We start from the raw sequence: 19,814 nt of genomic DNA, 5'->3' as shown, positions 1-19,814 counted from the left end.
CTTTCTAAATTTAATATCTACATTCTAGCTTCTAGATATTTCACTTTAAATTGGAGCATTCGTTAACGTCCATTCAAGCTCACCTTTATAGCTCTTATTTACTTTTATATTTGGACCTGAAGTAACCCGTAAGCGAATCCCTTCGTCATCCTTCCAATCAAACGAAACATCTTCATTATTCGTTGAAGTATGAGTAGTAACTAAGTAAGACTGTTCATTTAATACGGTATCAATACCATTTGTACTATATACAATCGAATCAGGTAATATATCATTGTCCGTATTCATTAATGGGCTTGTTTGCTTTACATAAACTTGCCACTCAGTCTTATCTTTACGTTTATCAGAAACAATTAATTTTCCTTTCATACCGTTACGGTTAAAGACTTTCTCCCTTGATTGAACTTTTACATTACCAAACGAAATACTTTGTGGCACATCAATTAGCTCAAGATTCCCACCAATTACACTTACTTTAATCTTTCTTTCAACATCTTTAACTTTTAAAGTTACAGTGTAATCACCAATTTGATTTGTTAAACCACCTATATCTACAATTTGAACTTCCTTCGTAACATCAGCTCCGCCTGGAAGTTCCCACGCCTTCACTTCTGCTTCTTTCAATATAAACTGCTTTAACTGTTCCACATCTGTCGGCACATCATCTACAACAGATACAAAATCCCTCGCCTGTATGGCAGCTTCATTTCCAATCGTAACCTGATCATCTTTTATGAATACAGGAACAATCACTTTCGTTGCGTTTCCAGCCGCATCCGTTATTGTAACTTCAGCTTCAACATATCCTATTTTCGATACATCTGGGTTTTTCGTAACTTTGTAAGAAAGATTACTATCAGAAATACCTGCATTATCATTTACATTCGTTACATAATCTTTCGCATTATCCGATAAATCATCCCCAATTTTGATTACTTGAGTAACCGGACTAGCTGTCGGTGGCATTGTATCTTTCACGCTAACGAGATCAGATTTCTCACTTACGTTTCCTGCTGCATCTGTAGCTGTTGCATAATATTTAGTTCCAGGAACTAAAGGTCTTTTCTCTTCTGGTATTACAAATGTATATATTCCGTTAGCATCTGCTTTCACCGATCCAATTAGCACATCCTCACTATAAATATGTACGAATGAATTTGGTTCAGCTTTTCCTTGAAACTTTTCGGATATATCTTTAATTGGTTCCTCAAGAATAGGCTTTTCTGGAGCTGTTTCATCCTTAACAATTGTTTTTGACTCAGCAAATTTACCATTTAAATACGAGAAAGCTTTTACTGTATTTCCAGCCGTTAAATATTTCCCTTTAGGCAAAGTAAATGAATATTTCCCTTCACTATCAGCAACTACGTGATACTTTTCAGAAATATTTATATCAGAAGAATCAATTGTTGGACTTGGAATTGCATCGTCTCCTGATAAACGCACTAACGCACCTGGATTTGTAACACCCGTAATAATATGACTGTTTTCTTTATTCTGATTATCTGTTAATTCATCAATAGAAACTGCTACATTTGGAATATATTCAAATAGTACTCTTTTAAAGTTTTGCGTTCGGAAGTTTTCTCGGAAATCATTTTGTACTTTTTCAGTTAATGAATTCCCTACTGCTTCTCTAACGTCACTATAATTATATTTAACCTGCATTCCATACATCGGATTCCAGATGTAACTTGGTTTATCATCATCATCGATTGACACACCATTTTTCCAAGCTTTTACACGCTGTACATCTACATCTAATACTCCACTTACACCATACATATAAATTAGCCTACTTGATGCATGAGAATTATCTAATGCCAAATTTACTCTTTCAGCATTTGCGAATTGGAACTTTGCATTTGTACCAATATAAATAAGGTTTTTTGATCCAGTTCCATCGGAATGTACATCGAACGTTGATTTTTCACCAATTATAAAAGAGCTTCCATTCCCTGCATATACACTTGCTTGCGTAGAAGTTGATGTGTTTTCTGATTTCACAGTTAATTTCGCACTATCAGCAACTTTAAGATTTGCACTTGGTCCTAGATAAAGCGCATTGTAACCTAGATTACCTTTTGTATTAATGTTCAACTCTGCATTCTTTTTTACAGTAATCCCCGAATTTGTTCCTTCAACACGTATTCCGCCTCGATTGCTAGTTGAAGTTGTATTCACGTTAACTTTTGCACCGTCATGGATTATAAACTGCCCTTGCGTTACAATTACTGCCTGCGGATTTTCTCCGCCAGTATCAGATGCTGAAACATCAATAATGGCATCTTTCCCTACATCTACTGTTCCACCATTAAATAGCCCAAATACTGCTGATTTTTTAGTACTACCAGTATAATGAGTACCTTCAAGAAATTTCACATTTGTCGCTTCAACATTTTGCTGTGTATCTGTACCGATAGTTGGAATAGATTTTCCGTCTAATGACGTGTATTTTTCAACCGATTGAACATTCAGCTTACCAGCAAATATAACATCCGCATTATAAGAACACGTTAACTGCGGTCCTATATAACTCAAGTTTTCATATTTTATAAAAGCAGAGTTAGAATTCGGAGGTGCATCCATCCGAAACGGTCCATAATAGTTACTTCCAAGAATGTTTATATTTCGTATAGTAAGATTCATTTTATTCGCCACAGTAGCTGTGAAAACCCCACATAGCCCTCCAAAGTCAACAGTATGACCATTTCCTTCAATCACCAAATCTGATCTAACTGGAAAAGTGAGAAAACCATATGCAGGGTGATTTACAGTAAAGTCGTTTTTGATGTTAATCTTTGAAACACTCTTATCATTCAACGCTTCTCTAAATGTTTTATCATCATAAACATCTACTGTGCCATTTACTACAGCATGTTTAACTTCCTGGTTCTCTAAGCGCTCTTCTACCTTTTCTATAGTCGCTTTTTCATTAGACGCTTTTTCTTCATTTTTCACTTCTTCAACATGTGTTTTTTCTGAATCAATTATTTTTTCTATTTCTGCTTGAGTTGTTTCTTTCTGTTTCACGACATTTTCTTTGCTTTCTTCAGAGCTTACTTCTTTTAGCCCAGTGCCTTCTTCATTATGGATTTCTACATTTTTTTCGCTTTTTTCTTCTTTATCACTTTGATGAATGATGTCAGACTTCTTCTCTTCAGAAGTCCCTTTCACCATTGGATTTTCAGTAATATATACTATTGGATTTATTTTCGATTGAACTTCTTGATTCCCTTGCTTTAGCTTCGTCTCGAATTTATAAGTTCCAGGCCTTTTTCCTTTCACCGACAAACGTACTACATCTAAAGCTTTACTTTGTGAATTTTTCTCAATTTGAATTACCGCATTTTCTATTAAACGAATTCTTTCAGACGTGCCATTTCGTTCATTCAATAGTTTAGTCGCCTCTTCATCAAATTCCATACCTTCTGGCACTACAATCTCAACTTTGTCACCAGTTTTTTTCAATTCCATTATTCTTAATACTATTTCTTCATCTACCTGCGCTTTATTCTTTTCAGATTGTAACAATAATTTTATTTCTTGATTATCTTCAATTGCATAAGCTGTACTTGATAAAGCATCTAATGTACTTAATTGTGTAAAAATAATCGTACTTGCTAAACAAATACGCCCTATTTTTTTTCTTTTATTCAATATCTTCATTTTCCTCCTTTCTTTATTCACTAAAGTACTTAAAACACATATAATTAAATACTTCAATTTATCTTTTTTAGTCTATATCCATTAAGTAAGACAACTAAGTTTTCAACTCTACATATAATGTTAACCATTTTCTTGAAATACATAAACGAAAAGTACGCACGGGGGAACGCATTTATTTTTGCGGGAAACCGTGCGAAAAACCAAAATTATCCATATCACATAAATAAAAAAGGCATAAACCAATATTATATTGAGCTTATGCCTAGCGAAATAAACCTTATTTTGTTTTATATAAATCTTTCTCTTTCATAAACAAGTTACACTTATACACATATAACCAATCCTAATTGCTTCATATTGTTAAAGTATAAATAATCCCTAGTTCTTGCGCCTTTTGTACTGCTTCCATCCTTGATGACACCTGTAACTTATGAAATATGTCAGTTAATTTATATTCTACCGACCTTTGACTTAAATTTAATATTTCGGCAAGCTCTCTATTTGTTTTCCCCTTACTTACTTCAACTAGGATTTTTTTCTCTTCTTCATTTAAAGATACTGCCCTTTCGGGTCCATCTTCTATGCTTATATTTGATATATTTTCTGTTATTCTCAATTGCCTAACTAATTGATAAGGTAAAACAACTTCTTTTTTCACTGCATGGTGTATTGCATTTATCACTTGCTCCTCAGAAGAAGTTTTACTCAATACACCAAGAATCCCATTATCTATTAGCAAATTATAATGTGCAAATACATCAAATCCTGTAAAAATAAGGATCGATGCCTCTGAATGTATCTTTAATATTTTCTTAGATAACTCTAAACCGTTTATATTCGGCATTTGTAAATCAATTAAGTAAACATCATATTTTTGATTCTTAATTATTTTTTCTACTTCTATACTATTATGAACTACATCTACATTCATCTCATCGTATTTTTCAATTAACGCCTTCGTCCCTAATCCTACTGCAACATGATCATCTACTACAAGTATTGAAATCATATTCTCATCCTTTCAATATCATTACACACAAAATCACCCTATCATCTGATGACTCATCAAAAGCTAATTATCTTTAAATTTAATAAGTATTTGCAAACCAAGATTAGGTTTTGATTCAACAGACATCTCTCCATTCAAACTTTGTATCCTAGTGACAATCCCAGACAAACCTAATGTGTTATAAGAATAGTTTACTTCATCTAACTTAATACCGATCCCATTATCTACATAAGTTAAATATAGATAATCATCTTTTTGAAATAATCTTATCGTTACATTTGTCGATTTTGAATGTTTCATCGCGTTACTTAATAGCTCCTGTACAATTCGATAAATCGCTTGTTCATGTTCAATACTAGGCACAACAATTCTTTCAGGAATATCATAATAGAAGAAAAAGGTCGCTTTTAAATTAATCTGCTTAAATAAATTCAGTAGTGCTTGTTTTAAACCTACTTCATATAAAAATGGCGGCCTCAAATTATTACATGTTTCACGAATTGTATAAATATGATCTAATAGCTCTTCATGTATTTCATTAAGTATATCTTTCATTTCCTCATCTTTAACACGTTCATTATAACTCTCAAATTTTCTAGTTAAACGTATTTGATCTTGCAAAACTCCATCATGTATATCACTTGCAAGATTTGTTCGTTCTTTTTCCGATAGTTTGAACATAAGTCTCGCCAACCACATGGGTGGGTGCTCTAAACTTTTTATTTCCTGTAATTGCTTTAATAAATCTTCAATTTGATTAGAACACTCTAATAATAAATCTGCATAATTACATAATGTTTCAATCCAAACTACTTCATCTACATTTAAATTTTCTTTTCCATTATAATTACACAATAAAATAAGCATTTTATCTGCTGAAGCAGATAAAACAAATCCAAAGTGTTTTTCTAACTGTACGATGGAACCAACCTTGTAGGTATCTAGTTGATGATTAAATAACGTTTCTATCGTCCGGTGAGGAACATATTCACTATCCAAAACACGGACAGACTTCTCAATTTTATTTATTTCTACGCAGCACGTCTCTTCAAGTTTTAAAATATCCGCTATTTCTCTTCGCATACTATAAATTAAATTTGATAGTTTATATTCATTTTTTGCTTGATGTAAAAATCGATGCAAACTGAATTGATAATTTTTTTGATGATGATATAAACTTTTTCTCAACTTAAAATCTATATAATCCTTAATATATAAAAAACAAATACAGATAATAATAGCAATAATTCTAAATTTTATCCACTCTAATAGACTTGCCTCACTCTCTTCAAAAATTACCATAGTTAATACTGCCAAAAATATGTTAATCCCTACAGATAAAATAATATAATGCGGTAGTCGCTGAATAATAAATCTAAAATTAAACAACTTCCCTGCAATTACTAAATAAAACAAGCACACTGGGATAAATAAAAAGAAAATCCCCGTTGTTTCACTGCTTATAAACTCTTCTCCATAATATAAATTTGGAATTAAATATAAACAAACAAATGGGGTTGCCGACACAAAAAAACTAATAATAATAATTTTTAAATATTTAATGTAACTACTATTTTTACTTTTAAAATAAAATCTTACTAAAAGGTATACTGTACAACAAAATAATATCAAACTTAAAATGATCGTAAACAAATTAGCCCATTCATTATGTTCTATATATACGAAAATACTCACTATAATAAGGAATATCGATATTGCATTTAAAACTTTTGATTGCTTTGGTATCAAAAACTTTATTTGATTATTCAAAAAATACAACATCATGAACCGAATAAAGAAAGTAAATGAACATACTAATGAAATTGAAGCCACAATAAAAGAGAATATATCATCTCTTTCAACAGCCATAATACTAATAAAGTTCACACCAAGAGAAATTAAAAAATATACTAGATTAATGGTACTACGATTCATTTCAGGAACAAACATTAAAAGATAGAATGCCATCAAAAAACATACTACATAAAACCCAACTGGAATGAACAAATGATAAAATAATTGCTTACTATAAGGTGTATATTTTATCTCATACTCTTTTATTTCCCCATTCCTATTTAATGTGATTTTTTTCGCTTGTTCAATTGAATGATACGATCCAACTGTAAAATGTTTAGATGGTGACTCGTCATCAATTTTTTCTATAATATCTCCTATTTGGAAATCTCTTTTTCCTGCCCAACTATATTTTGATAAGTCATATATAACATATTGGTTAGAATCTTTTTTTACAGATATACCCATCTCAGGATATTCTTTTATTAAACTAGCGAAATAAACACTAACTATAAGTGAAAATAATAGAATCAACAACTGCCACTTAGATTTCCACATTCTTGCTATCATTGCATAAATCCTTTTGCAAACGCAACCATATACATTGCCCCCCCTAGGTATTATCCAAGGAAATTTTTTTGTTTTTCATTCCTCAATAAATATAGAATTATTTACCTTATACTTTCACATTGAAAATAAATCCGCATTTTTTCAAAGGTAAATAAAATATATATTGCCCTCCCTAGGTATTCTTAAAATTTTTTTGTTTTTCATTCCTCAATAAATATAGAATTATTTATCTTACACCTAAAACATTAAAAATGGCTCTATATTTTTCAAAAGCACATAGATTAAACACACTTCTAAAAAATCAGAATCCCATAAAAATATATACTCACCATCGTTAGATTAGGAAAAAATTATAACACAAATTTTTGAGAATTATAAGCTACTTTCCCACTATATATACTATATTAATATAATATTACTTTAGTACTATCTGGCTGACGTGTTAAATAAAATTCATTATTCTTTTTATAAATCTCAATACCTTTTGTAAGTATCTTTACGTTATTTATAAAAATAGTTGAATCATTTACCCAAATATTTTCAACCAATTGCGATCCTTGATAAAAGAAATCATTTTCTATCATCATATGAAGTACATGTTTCGCTAATATTTCCGTTTTAAAACTATGTAAATCTATAAGGGTCTCCATCTATTCTAACCTCTTCCATTTATCTCTATTAATTTTCTCCGCAGCACATACATTATATGTAAAAATTACAATTGTTTCACCGAAATACTAATGCGCCTCTACGAAATAGATAGGAGATGGCTGAAAGAGAATTCCCTCAATATGCTCTATATTCATATAAATTTCAAATAATAAACAGTGAGTGGCGATGAAAAAACACTGATTATTAGCTGAATCAATCGAGCGTTTATAGACACCGCAATCCAAATGCGTGTAAACGAAAATATAAAATCGCACCTTTTATATACGTAAAAGACGCGATTCTCTGTGTCATAAACAATAAAAAGACGCCCCTTTAGGAGCGTCTTCCACTATTACGCTTGTTGTTGCGCGCTATATAATTCTTCAAGTGGCTTCATGATAATTTTGTTAACGTCACCGATTACAACGTTTAGGCGTTGCTCAGTTTCCATTAATTTTGTAATTTTAGCATCTTGTTGAATGCGAGCTACAACTTCTTGTGCTTGTTGGTTGTCTTCTTCAGTGATTTCTTGGCCTTGCATCATTTTTTGTTGTAGGCTAAGTTGCATTGTACGGAACTCATCAAATAAGTTCTTTGAAGCCGCATCGGCTTGAACTGCTGCGTAGCTCTCTTTTAAAGTTTTGAAGTCTTCGTTTTCAGCGATTGCTTTTTGTAATTCATATGCAACATCATGAATGTTCTTTGTCATTTTATTTTTCCTCCTTTAGAAGGCTAGCGCTTTTCATACGCACTGCCTTTTCAGTGCATTTACATACGCACCTCTTCTTACCATATCAAACTATGCAAGAGATGTGAAGAAATTTCACTTTTATTTCTATGTACTCACCTTATTATCTAAGAAACAATAGTAACAATCCTTGTACGAGTCCGATTATTCCACCTAATAATGCTCCTAAATACGTAATCATTTTCAATTCATTTTTCGTAATAGACAGAACTAAGTCTTCTAATCTTTCTGTTGAGAATGTAGACACTTCTTGCTGGACAATTTCCGCAAGATGTAGATTGTTTAGTATACTCTCTACGTTTTCTGTTCCCCACTTCAAGCCTTTCGTTACTGTGCTTGGAACCACTTTTTCAATAATTGTTTCTCGAACTGGCTCACATACTTGCTGAACAGATTGATTTAAAAACTTACTCACTGTTTCCTCTACTTTAACTGCTGACAACACGGAGCTTACAATCATTTCTTTCTCTACAAACGATTCTAATTCTTTTACATCTCTTCCTTTTAACTTTTCCCACTCTTTTTGCAGTACGTCAGTTAAAAGCTGCTTTGTACCATCTTGCCCTAAAAACTTAATAACTTCTGGCTGCACACGATCCACTACACTTACATTTCCTAAAAACATTCCGACTAAGTTAAGTAGCGTTCCGCGAGAAGCAAAGAAATCATCAATCATTTTTGAAAGACGGCCTTTCCCTTCTTCACTTTCAAAAAAGCTAATTCCTCGCTCTAAAATAAACGCCGAGACATTCGGAATCGCATTCTCTACTTTTTCATTTACAGAATGAGGTAAAGCCTGTTCCCATGTATATGTATAATACTCAGCTAAAAATGCCTGTATTTTTTCTGTAATCACATATTCAATTTTTTGAGTCACTTCTTCTTCTACATGCGCTACATTCCATTTTTCTAACATATGTCGCAGTGATTGTTCATTCTTAATTACTTTATCCACTTCCACTTGCGCCCAGTGGATTAAACCTTTTTGAAACTCTTCATTTGTTAGCTTTTTTCCGATTCCTTCCGGTGTTAACAAATGTTCTACGACCATTTTCCCTAATTGAACAGCAAGTTCATCACGACGTTTCGGAATTAATCCTGGTGTAAATGGAACTTGAAACTTTCCGATATAAATAGGGCGATGAGGACGAAATAACATTTTTATCGCTAAATGATTCGTGTATCCCCCAATAATTGCTCCGAGTCCTGTCGTCGTTAACATATTTAACCATATATTCATTACAATCAACCTTTCACTTCTCCAAAACTATAGCATATCATCATACGGACAAAAGTATAATGGTATAAAAACGTATTTGCAATATATAGCTTCGCCTATTATGCAAATAGTAGTAAAGGAGTGATTTCGTTGGTTCTCGGTCTTTTAGCTTCTAAACTTCATTATGAGCAAACATATTACACCGAAATCGCTAAACGCGCTCGGCTTTATCATAATGTCGTTGTCCAGTTTACGCCATTTTGTATTGATCCTAAAACAGACCTTGTTTCTGGTCTTATTTACGATACAGATACAGGAAAATGGAAAGAGCAAACATTCCCTATTCCTTCTTATATATATGATCGTTATTCTTTTCACGAGGAAACAGACTTTGAAAAAGCAAAATCAATTATTCACTCTTTGCACAATCGTCCTTCCACTACCTTTTTAAATAACACACTTATTAATTTAAGTGAACTACATGATTTATTTCTCACTAATAAGAAACTGTCTCCTTATATACCAAAATTTGAAATAGCAACGATACAAAACATTTTCAAACTGTTGTTAAAAACTAAAGATATTATTATACGCCCCACTAATATACATTCTAAGGATAACTTATATCGAATTGCTTACAAAAATAAAACGTTTCATATCGATACAGTAAATGAAAAATACCATACTTCTATTACAATCAAACGGACAGACGAATTTATATCTTGGTGTAAATCTAACATACGTTCATCCCGTTACATAGCGCACACTATGCTACAACCACCAAATCAATTAACATATCCACTCCACATTCGAACCATTTTGCAAAAAAACAAAGAACAAACTTGGAATGTTATCGGTCAATTTATACAAAAAAGCTCATTTCCTAATCAGCTTTTACCCTCAACAACGGACGATGATTCATTACATTCATTTTCAAAAATTAAATACGTACTATCTAGTACGGGTGTGCAACTATTGCAAGATGCTTTACACGACATTGTAAATGAAGTATTCCAAACACTAGATCAGTCTTATTCTTCGTTATTTGAACTAGAACTTTCCACCATTATGGATCAAAAAGGCGCAATTTGGCTTATGTATGTCAACACGATTCCCCCTTACGAACAATACATTCGTCATAGTGATTCATTAGCTGAAAAGATATTTCACGGACCACTTAAATTCAGTCGCTTTACACCATAATGAAAGGAGGTAAACCTATTTTGAAAGAACATATATATACATTAAACATTTCAGATGAACATCCAAATAGTATTACTTTACCTTACGTTTTTTCTATTACGCCACCTATTACATCCCTCTCCTTCGGTATACGTCACATTGCAAGTGAAGAGGTGAAAATTCATTATTCCTTTACTCGCGAAATTATTATCGGAAAACATATTGCTGAAAAACTTTTACTACCTCAATCAACCACTATTCATGCATTCACACAAAACCAAACAATTATTTTCGGACCATTAATCGGCATTTTCACAACTGGCTTTAACGATGATTCTTCTATCCCTTTAGGAAATCGTTCAATTGCCCTCAGTGAGTTGTTAACACCACCATTCTCATTACGACCGTTCGTATTCGTCTTTGGCGTTCAACATATAAACTGGGAAGAAGAAACGATTGAAGGATATTTCTTTCAAGAGAAACAATGGATAAAGAAAAAGGTTCCTTTACCAAATGTCATTTACGATCGATTACCAAATCGACAAGCAGAAAATTACAAACCAATCGTCAGAGCAAAAAGAAAGTTAGAACAAGACTACTCCATTCCATGGTTTAATCCAGGTTTTTTCAATAAATGGGAAGTTCATCAACTTCTTATGAAAGACGAATCAATTAGACCCTTATTACCAAACACAGAAGCATTTCAGCATTTTGAACAAGTAGAACGGTTTCTTGGCACGTATAAATCAGTGTACATGAAACCAATACACGGGAGCTTTGGTAGAAATATTCATCAAATATTTTATTCTCAAACAGAGAATTGCTACTACTGTCGTTATCGCGAAAATGAAGAAAATAAACTGAGAAAGTATCAATCATTAGAAACTCTTCTAAACCACGTATTAAAGGGACATGATTTAAAAAAATTTATCGTACAGCAAGGTATTTCGTTACTTCGCTTCGATGGGCAACCTGTTGATTTCCGCATTCATACAAATAAAAATCATTTCGGTAATTGGATAGTTAGTGCAATCGTCGCCAAAATCGCCGGCAAAGGCAGTTTAACAACGCACGTAAATAGCGGCGGTGATACAAAATTGCTACAAGAGCTTTTTCCAGATTCAACGAAACAAGTTCAAATTGAAAACAAATTAAAACATACTGCCTTACAAATAAGTTACGCGCTCGATGAACAAGTAACCGGAAATATTGGAGAAATCGGTTTTGATATCGGTTTAGACACAAAGGAAAATCCGTGGCTCTTTGAAGCCAACTCTAAACCTGGGCGAACTGTATTCCAAGATGAAAAATTAAAAGAGCAAAGTGAAATGACGCGCCAGTTATTTTACGAATATGCCGTCTACTTAACTGAACATTCTTTACGTGATACAAAAGAAAAAATGTCTCAAATAAAATCAGGGGCTTCATCAAATACCGAACATATCCCTTCCCCTATGATTCACTCACAAATACAAAAACAAAAACTTCCACCTAGATAATAAGGTGGAAGTTTTCTATTTACACAAGTTTTACTACAACCTCTGTTTCCACGTTACATACTCCGCAATAAAAAATATGATTGCAATATTCATTTGAATTATTATGCGTTAAACCATCTACTGCATTTAATAATTCTTGATCCATATAGGCACTATAATCGTCTATGTAATCTACAGACTTCCCATAATCTTGGAGTATACTTTGGCAATTTTGACAAGAATATGTTTGTGATTCTAATGCGTTGCAAAGCGGGCAAATCCCCATCATGATTCCTCCATACGTTATCGTTTAAAGCCTCTCTTTTTTAGATTGAAGAGAGCACCTACCCATGCATAGGAGCGGTCACTCCATCCCTACTTAAAAATAGAACTATGAAGTTGCTACCGATTTCATTTCAATAAATCATAAATAAGAAGCTAATGATTAGCCTACAAGTAGCAGGCTACAATGAGAAAATTATATTTAATATCCTCCTTAGTTTGGCCTGTTTTCTTAAAAATACAACGATTACTCTTATTTCATAATTTACGAAATCAATAAGTTTTTTTGACAAAATTTACAAATTATTATTTTGTATATCTTTCTAGGTAACATCCATACTATGAGTACAAACTTAATTACCGATGGATTAGCGCCAACCGGGGCGATAATCTGGTTCAACTCCAGCTAGTCCAACCAAAAAAACTTTTATAACTCTAAGGAGGATATATTCCTATGGCAAACCAAAATTCTTCAAATCAATTAGTAGTACCAGGTGCAACAGCTGCAATCGATCAAATGAAGTACGAAATCGCTCAAGAATTTGGTGTACAATTAGGAGCAGATTCTACGGCTCGTGCTAACGGTTCAGTTGGTGGAGAAATTACAAAACGTCTAGTTGCAATGGCTGAGCAAAGCCTTGGCGGATTCCACAAATAAATATATATGGCAAAAAGGTCTCAAGGCATATGCCTTGAGACCTTCCTTAATTTATTGCAACATTTGTAAAAACTTCTTCGTACGTTCTTCTTTTGGATTTGTAAATACATCTTCTGGTGTACCTTGTTCAACAACGACACCGCCATCCATGAAAATAACACGGTTCGCAATTTGATGTGCAAAACGCATTTCGTGCGTTACAATGACCATCGTCATACCTTCTTTAGCAAGTTCTTTCATTACTTTCAGAACTTCTTGAACAAGTTCAGGATCAAGTGCTGACGTCGGCTCATCAAATAGTAACACTTCCGGCTCCATCGCAAGCGCGCGCGCAATTCCAACACGCTGTTGTTGTCCGCCTGATAATTGAAATGGATATAAATCCACTTTATCTGCTAAACCAACTTTTTCAAGGAAGTAGTTTGCTTTTTTCTTCGCTTCTTCTTTCCCTACTTTTTTCACTGTAATGAGTCCTTCCATTACGTTTTGAAGTGCTGTCAAATGAGGGAATAAGTTATGGTGCTGGAATACCATACCTGTTTGCGTACGAAGATTTACAATATCTTTCTTCGATACTTTTTGAGCAAAATTAAGCTCTTTATTGCCGATGCGAATGCTACCGGCGTTTGGTGTTTCTAGTACGTTAAGACAACGTAAGAATGTCGTTTTACCAGATCCAGACGGTCCAATAATAACAACAACCTCGCCTTTCTCAACTGTTAAATCTATATGCTTTAGTACGGTATTATCTCCGAAACTTTTTTGTAAGTGCTGAATTGAAATCATAAAAACAAAAACTCCTTTTGTAAAAGGATTATTTTAATGTGTAGCGTTCTGAACGCTTCTCTAACATCTGTTGTACGATTGATAATAAGAAACAAATAACCCAATAAATAAGACCTGCTTCAAAATAAACAATTAAAAACTCGTAGTTCATCGCCGCAATCTCCTGCGCTTTTCGGAACATTTCTGTTACTAAAATTAATGATGCTAATGAAGTATCCTTCACTAAGCTAATAAATGTATTCGAAAGCGGTGGAATTGATACGCGCGTTGCTTGTGGTAAAATAACACGTTTTAATGCTTGTGGATATGTCATCCCAATTGTGTAAGCTGCTTCCCACTGCCCTTTCGGAATGGAAAGGATAGAAGCACGAATAATTTCAGATGCATATGCACCGACATTTAATGAAAATCCAACAACTGCTGCTGTATATGGCTCAACTTCAATATTAAGAGTTGGAAGACCATAGAAAATAATAAATAACTGTACAAGAAGTGGCGTTCCGCGAATGATAGATACATAGATACGAGCAATCCATTGTAAAATACGACTACCAGAAATACGTGCGAGCGCTGTTAACGTTGCCAGTATAATCCCGATAATAAATGTAATAAGCGTTAATGGAATTGTCGTAAAAACAGCTTCCTTCAGCATAGGCATGAAGGAAGACTGCATAATATCTATCCAAGTAGACAATCGATCTGAAACCAATGCACTACTTAGATACATTTTCACCGAACCATTTTTTCGTTATTTTGTCATACGTACCGTCTTTTTTCATATCTTCTAACGCTTTATCTACTTCTTGTACAAGCTTAGTGCTACCTTTACGGAATAAGAATCCACTTTCTGAAGCTTCTTTTTCAGTATCTACAATTTTAATTTTCGCATCTTTTTTCGTTTCTAAGTAGTTTAGTACTGATAACTTATCATTGATTGTGAAGTCAACGCGTCCTGAAGCTAATAATTCTGCTGCTTGGCTAAATCCTTCTACACCAATAATTTCCGCACCATTTTTCTTAGCGATATCTGCATAGTTACTCGTTAAAGATTGTGCTCCTTTTAGTCCTTTTACATCAGCAAATGTAGCAGGCTTATCTTTATCTTTTGCAATAACTAATGCCGCTGAAGATGAAACGTATGGCTTAGAGAAATCGTATTTCTTTTGACGATCTTCACGAATACCAACTTCGTTTGCAACCATATCGAAACGTTTTGCATCTAGGCCAGCCAGTAAGCTATCCCATTGTGTTTCTTTAAATACAGGTTTTACACCTAAACGTTTTGCAACTTCTTCTGCTAATTCAACATCAAATCCAGTTAATTTATTGCTTGAATCGTGGAACGTAAATGGTGGGTATGTACCTTCTGTACCAATTACAAGTTCACCGCTTTGTTTAATCTTTTGTAACGCGTCTTGACTAGCTGTATCTTTTTTCTCTTCTTTACCGCAGCCGGCTACAATCCCGATCGCTAATGTAGTTACTGCAAGCACTGAAAATAATTTCTTCATGATTGTAATCCTCCAAGTATTCTGATAGGAATTTAAAAACTATATTGATTGTATGCAATCTTGAACAATTTTTCAATGAAAATGTTCTTATTTAGTTTATCCTTTTTCTTCATAATCAAACAAAAGGGAAAAATAACGCCACATACAAAAAATAAGTAACATTTTTTAATATAGCATTTATAAAGAAAAAGGTAAAACAATACTTCTTATTTAACTGTCGTAATTCGCTAAAGAGTCGACATGTTCGTCAATAAAAAAGAACTTGTGAAAATCACAAGTTCTCCTCCATACCTATTAAGCACTCTGATTGCCTTCCATTTGCGTTTTATACATATCATAATAACGCCCACGCTTTTTCATGAGTTCATCATGAGACCCTTTTTCCAAAATCGTCCCTCTATCGAGCACAATAATTTGATCTGCGCTTTTAATTGTTGAAAGGCGGTGAGCAATAATAAACGTCGTTCTTCCTTTTTTCACAACTTCCAGCGCTTGTTGAATCATCGCCTCTGTTTCTGTATCAATACTAGATGTTGCTTCATCTAAAATTAAGATAGCTGGATCAAAAGCAAGCGCCCTAGCAAACGAAATAAGCTGACGTTCTCCAGTGGAAAGCGTACTTCCCTTTTCTGTAATTTCTTCATTTATATTGTTTGCAAATCTTTCAGCACCAACATCACGTAGCGCCTTTACAATGCGCTCTTTTGAAATTTTTTCGTTTTCTAAGCTTACGTTGGAAGCGACCGTCCCGCTAAAAAGAAACGGGTCTTGCAGTACGATTCCCATATGCTCACGAGTTGCTTGTTTCGGCATTTCTCTTACATCATGACCATCAATCGTAAGCTTTCCTTTTTCAAACTCATAAAATTGAAAGAGTACATTCATGATAGAACTTTTTCCTGATCCAGTATGACCGACAAGTGCCACTGTCTCGCCTTGTTTCGCTTCAAAAGAAATATTTTTTAACACTTCATCTTTTCCATTATAAGAAAATGATACATTATCAAATTTTACATTTCCTTTTAAACGAGGCATACGTTCTTCTTCTACCGCTTCTCCTTTTTCCTCTAACAATTCAAAGACACGTTCTGATGCAACGCGCGCTTGCTCTAAGTTTGCAAGCTGGTTCACCATATTCGTAATTGGCGAGAATAATCGTGTTAAATAATCGACGAACGCATACAGTACCCCAAGTGAAATAATACCTGTAGCACTTAATGACGCACCGCCGAAATACCAAATCACTCCTGTGAAAGCGATATTTCTTAATACAGCTACTAAGTTATGCGAAGTTGCTGCATTTAAATTTAAAATTTTATTTTGATACTTAAAATAATCGCCGTTTAATTCTTCAAATTCTTTTTTCGTTTCACGCTCTTGACGGAACGCTTGAATAATTGGCATCCCTTGAATGGATTCATTCACTGTTCCGTTAATATCGGATAAACGTGAACGCATTTTATGATTATATACAGACGCATATTTTCTATAAAGAATCGCCCAAACAATTAAAATTGGGATAATTAATAAACATAATGAAGCGAGCTTCACATCTAATAAAAATAGCGCAGCGAATATCCCAATAATATAAATGATACTAGAAACGAATGTTGCAAGTACAGTTACATATAAATCACGAATGGCCTCTGTATCATTCGTCACACGCGAAACAATTTTCCCCGCCGGTAAATGATCGAAATAACGAATCGGCAACGTTTGAATATGAGAAAACACATCTTCCCTCATAATTTGAATAATTTTGTTCGCTGCCTTCTGCAAGAAGAACTGCTTTCCGTATGCAAATAATGATACGACTACTAATAAAGCGAAATAGCCACCACCAAGTAATAATAGACGGTTTATTTCTGGTTTATAAAATGCAAACACTTCTTCTTTCGTTAATGCCTTCGCTTTATACACTTGCACCGCCTTACCATTTTGAACGGTAATCATATCACCTTTTACAGTACGTGACCCTTCAATATTCACTTTATTCGGTACAAAATAATATTGAAAACCGACTTGCATCACACGTACTTCTTTATCTTTTGTCTCGCCTTGTTCAAAGCGATCACTTCGCTTATAAAAAGCGCCATTATATGAAACAGCTTCTTCACTCTTTTCTGTTTCATACCAAGGTTTCTCTATCCCGACGATATGATCATCAATCATCGTTTTAGCGACGAAAGGACCAGCAAGCTCTGCAATGACGAAAATAAATAACATTAGCATCGCTGCAAAAATCGTCCCCTTCACTTTCATCGCATATTGAAACAATCGTTTTGAAACGCTCATATTTTCACCCCACTATCCGCACTTTCACTTTCACCTTGTTGTCTTTCAAACTGCTCAGCATACCAGCCTCCGCTCTGGATAAGCTGAGCATGTGTACCTTCTTCCATTACTTGCCCCTCATCCATAACGAGAATCCAATCCGCATGTTGCACTGCAGATAAACGGTGCGTCGTAATAATCGTCGTCTTTCCGCTTCTTTCTGTTCTTATATTTTCAATGATCGCTGCTTCCGTACGAGCATCTACAGCTGATAAAGAATCGTCCAAAATTAAAATTTCTGGATTTTGAATAACAGCTCGCGCAATCGAGATCCTTTGTTTTTGCCCTCCTGATAAAGAAACACCTTTCTCTCCAACGAGCGTTTCTAATCCTTCTGGTAAAAACTCTAAGTCTTTTTTAAACGCAGCAATTTCAATTGCTTTCTCAAGTTCTTCTTCCGTCGCTTCCCTATTTCCGAATAAAATATTTTCTCTCGCTGTTTTTGAGAACAAAATATGTTCCTGAGGTACATACCCAATCCATCCGAGTACATTTTCATTTGTTATTTTATCTAATGTCACATCAGAGACCGCAATATCTCCATCTCCAAGCGGATATTGACGAAGAAGCTGACGTACAAGCGTCGTTTTCCCGCTTCCTGTTTTTCCGACAACCCCTAGCGTTTCTCCTTGCTTTAATGTGAAAGAAACCTTCTTTAAATTTTCTTCAGTTGATGAAGGGTATGAGAAAGACACATCATCAAACTGAATATAATCCGGATCTTGCACAAGCTTTGGATGTTTTGGATTCTTTACATCTGGCTCATACGCTAACGTTTCATTCACACGGTCAAGCGAAGCATTTCCTCTTTGCATAACATTGATTAATTCACCAATTGCAAACATCGGCCAAATCATCATCCCTAAATACACGTTAAAAGAAACGAGTTCACCAAGCGTCACCTTTGACTGGAACACAAGGTATGCACCGTACACTAAGCCGATTAAATAACTAAGACCGACAAGCATTTTCACAGTTGGTTGGAATAATGCATCAATTCTTGCTACCTTCATATTTTTTTCGTAGACGTCATCTCCTAAATGATGAAATCTTTCCTCGTCTGCATTCTCTTGTACGTATGCACGAATAACACGCACACCAGCAATCGATTCAAGTACTTTATCATTCATATCTCCGAACGCATCTTGCGCGACTGTAAATCTCTCATGCAATTTCTTTCCATATATGTTCATCGCATACGCCATAATCGGAAGCGGTATAAGCGCCGCAAATGTAAGCTCCCAACTAATTGTAAATCCCATCATAAAGACAATCGTAAGCATATATAAACTCGAATCCACGAGCGTTAATATACCGAAACCAGCTGTCATAGCAATTGCTTTTAAATCATTTGTCGCTCTCGCCATTAAATCACCCGTACGATTTTTATGATAAAACGTCGGTGTCATTTTAAGTAAGTGCCCCATAAATTTAGAGCGCATCGTTTTCTCCAGTACGAATGCTCCCCCAAACAGCTGGTGTTGCCAAACGAAAGTAAGACCATATCCAATTACCGTAACCCCTATTAAAATGAGAATAAATTGCATAATCTCCGCATTCGTTAACGTTCCTGTTTTTATATTATCTATCGTAACCCCTAACACTTTCGGGGGAATGACTTCAACTATATTTACAATTAAAAGAGCTCCAATAGCGATACTATATCTCTTCCAATGCTCTTTAAAAAACCATTTTAGCTTTAGTAATACTGATAACAATGTAACCTCTCCCTTCTCGTTCTCGTTTAACTCTCACTTCTTTATCCACTATCCAGACCCATCACATTTACATTTCGTAACCCATACAATCTCATCACATTTTTCCACCTTCCAAAATTTTCATCGTAACCATACAAGGAAAAATAAACAAAAAAAAGCATACCGCCGCTTGACGATATGCACAAAAATGCATAAAAAGCGTACG

Annotated in this window: 15 protein-coding genes; 3 read left to right on the top strand and 12 right to left on the bottom strand. The window is 34.2% G+C overall.

Annotated features, from left to right (window positions below; all coding sequences use genetic code 11):
* Positions 1-45: 45 nt before the first annotated feature.
* The 6 genes from MR160_RS10965 to MR160_RS10940 form a co-directional block, all read right to left on the bottom strand.
* Complete coding sequence (locus tag MR160_RS10965; RefSeq protein WP_000698521.1) at positions 46-3,669, bottom strand: pectate lyase-like adhesive domain-containing protein; 3,624 nt, start codon at positions 3,667-3,669, stop codon at positions 46-48.
* A gap of 352 nt (positions 3,670-4,021) precedes the next feature.
* Complete coding sequence (locus MR160_RS10960; RefSeq protein WP_000623551.1) at positions 4,022-4,678, bottom strand: response regulator transcription factor; 657 nt, start codon at positions 4,676-4,678, stop codon at positions 4,022-4,024.
* Positions 4,679-4,741: 63 nt separating this feature from the next.
* A complete protein-coding gene (locus MR160_RS10955) occupies positions 4,742-7,042 on the bottom strand; it encodes an ATP-binding protein (RefSeq protein WP_012614748.1) in 2,301 nt (766 codons plus the stop codon).
* A gap of 404 nt (positions 7,043-7,446) precedes the next feature.
* Positions 7,447-7,692, bottom strand: coding sequence for a hypothetical protein (locus MR160_RS10950; RefSeq protein WP_000449033.1), 246 nt, complete (start codon positions 7,690-7,692; stop codon positions 7,447-7,449).
* A gap of 353 nt (positions 7,693-8,045) precedes the next feature.
* Complete coding sequence (locus MR160_RS10945) at positions 8,046-8,402, bottom strand: YlbF/YmcA family competence regulator (RefSeq protein WP_000164612.1); 357 nt, start codon at positions 8,400-8,402, stop codon at positions 8,046-8,048.
* Between the two features lie 142 nt (positions 8,403-8,544).
* Positions 8,545-9,681, bottom strand: coding sequence for a DUF445 domain-containing protein (locus MR160_RS10940; protein ID WP_012614747.1), 1,137 nt, complete (start codon positions 9,679-9,681; stop codon positions 8,545-8,547).
* A gap of 129 nt (positions 9,682-9,810) precedes the next feature.
* Between MR160_RS10940 and MR160_RS10935 the strand changes: the two genes are divergently transcribed.
* Both MR160_RS10935 and MR160_RS10930 read left to right on the top strand, forming a co-directional pair.
* Positions 9,811-10,863 (top strand): YheC/YheD family endospore coat-associated protein, encoded by a 1,053-nt coding sequence (locus MR160_RS10935; RefSeq protein WP_242297337.1) that lies wholly within the window; start codon positions 9,811-9,813, stop codon positions 10,861-10,863.
* A 20-nt stretch (positions 10,864-10,883) separates the two neighbouring features.
* On the top strand, positions 10,884-12,341 hold the full coding sequence (locus MR160_RS10930; protein ID WP_000658095.1) for a YheC/YheD family endospore coat-associated protein: 1,458 nt from the start codon (positions 10,884-10,886) through the stop codon (positions 12,339-12,341).
* Between the two features lie 19 nt (positions 12,342-12,360).
* On the opposite strand, the gene MR160_RS10925 is transcribed toward MR160_RS10930, so the two are convergent.
* Positions 12,361-12,606 (bottom strand): hypothetical protein, encoded by a 246-nt coding sequence (locus MR160_RS10925; RefSeq protein ID WP_000510472.1) that lies wholly within the window; start codon positions 12,604-12,606, stop codon positions 12,361-12,363.
* Positions 12,607-13,056: 450 nt separating this feature from the next.
* Between MR160_RS10925 and sasP the strand changes: the two genes are divergently transcribed.
* The gene (gene sasP, locus MR160_RS10920) at positions 13,057-13,260 is read left to right on the top strand and encodes a small acid-soluble spore protein, SasP family (protein WP_000013338.1); all 204 of its coding nucleotides are present in this window, start codon (positions 13,057-13,059) and stop codon (positions 13,258-13,260) included.
* Positions 13,261-13,311: 51 nt separating this feature from the next.
* Here sasP and MR160_RS10915 read toward each other — a convergent pair whose 3' ends face one another.
* The 5 genes from MR160_RS10915 to MR160_RS10895 all read right to left on the bottom strand — a co-directional run bounded on the left by MR160_RS10915 (position 13,312) and on the right by MR160_RS10895 (position 19,609).
* Positions 13,312-14,046, bottom strand: a complete 735-nt coding sequence (locus MR160_RS10915; RefSeq protein ID WP_000623613.1) for an amino acid ABC transporter ATP-binding protein — start codon at positions 14,044-14,046, stop codon at positions 13,312-13,314.
* 28 nt (positions 14,047-14,074) lie between these two features.
* A complete protein-coding gene (locus MR160_RS10910; RefSeq protein ID WP_000281496.1) occupies positions 14,075-14,773 on the bottom strand; it encodes an amino acid ABC transporter permease in 699 nt (232 codons plus the stop codon).
* Positions 14,760-15,557 carry an amino acid ABC transporter substrate-binding protein gene (locus MR160_RS10905; RefSeq protein ID WP_000732844.1) on the bottom strand — a complete coding sequence of 266 codons (798 nt, stop codon included), beginning with the start codon at positions 15,555-15,557 and terminating at the stop codon, positions 14,760-14,762. Before MR160_RS10905 ends, MR160_RS10910 begins: the two co-directional genes overlap by 14 nt.
* A 294-nt stretch (positions 15,558-15,851) precedes the next feature.
* On the bottom strand, positions 15,852-17,852 hold the full coding sequence (locus MR160_RS10900) for an ABC transporter ATP-binding protein (protein WP_242297336.1): 2,001 nt from the start codon (positions 17,850-17,852) through the stop codon (positions 15,852-15,854).
* Positions 17,849-19,609 carry an ABC transporter ATP-binding protein gene (locus tag MR160_RS10895; RefSeq protein WP_000953777.1) on the bottom strand — a complete coding sequence of 587 codons (1,761 nt, stop codon included), beginning with the start codon at positions 19,607-19,609 and terminating at the stop codon, positions 17,849-17,851. Before MR160_RS10895 ends, MR160_RS10900 begins: the two co-directional genes overlap by 4 nt.
* Positions 19,610-19,814: the final 205 nt, after the last annotated feature.

Source organism: Bacillus cereus group sp. BfR-BA-01382, assembly GCF_022663475.1.
In the GTDB taxonomy this organism is placed as follows: Bacteria; Bacillota; Bacilli; order Bacillales; family Bacillaceae_G; genus Bacillus_A; species Bacillus_A thuringiensis_S.
This window is presented reverse-complemented; position numbering and strand designations above follow the sequence as displayed.